General features: G+C 60.5%; 1 pseudogene. It reads right to left on the reverse strand.

The features are described 5' to 3' along the window. A pseudogene (locus tag AKG09_RS11520) lies at window positions 1–693 on the reverse strand (RHS repeat protein); the annotation flags it as partial.

A 693-nucleotide genomic window follows, 5' to 3' on the forward strand; every position in this document is an offset into this window, starting at 1 on the left:
GCCTTCTTGCTTGGTCGTAGTGGTAGCCGAAGGTGTGGCCGAGTGCATTGGTACGTTGCGTCGGCAGGCCGTCTTGGCCGTATTCGTACGCGGTGGTGTGGCCTTCGCCGTCGGTATGACCGGTCAGACGGCCGGCATGGTCGTAACGGAAGGTTTCTTTGCTGCCGTCGGGATAAAGGGCGAGGGTGAGGTTTCGGTTGGCGTCGTAGTGATACTCGGTGTGCCGGCCCAAGGCATCGGTGATGCGCGCCAACTGTCCTTCGGGGGTATAGGCCAGTTTGGTTTGGTGGCCGGAGCAGTCGGTAATCAGGTCGGGCTGGTGGTTATGGTCGTAGCGGTATTCGGTGGTGCTGCCTTTCGGGTCGGTCACACTCAGCAGCAAACCGTTGCCGGCATATTCGAAACGGGTGGTGTGTTTGAGCGGGTCGGTGTGGGTCAGCAGGTTGCCGGCTTCGTCGTAGGTGTAGCCGTCGTAGTTTCCTTCGGCATCGCTTTTGCGGATCAGGCGGTAGCTGTCGTCGTAGTCGAAATGCAGCATGGCGCCGTCGGGGCGGACGACGGTCTCGATTTGGCCTTCGTTGCTGTACTGATAACGGGTAACGCGCCCCATCGCATCGGTGTGGCTGAGCAGACGGCCCAAGCTGTCGCGTTCCATGATATTGGTGCTGCCGTCGGCGAACACCCGTTTGGTCA

The organism is Neisseria sp. 83E34 (assembly GCF_001308015.1).
In the GTDB taxonomy this organism is placed as follows: Bacteria; Pseudomonadota; Gammaproteobacteria; order Burkholderiales; family Neisseriaceae; genus Neisseria.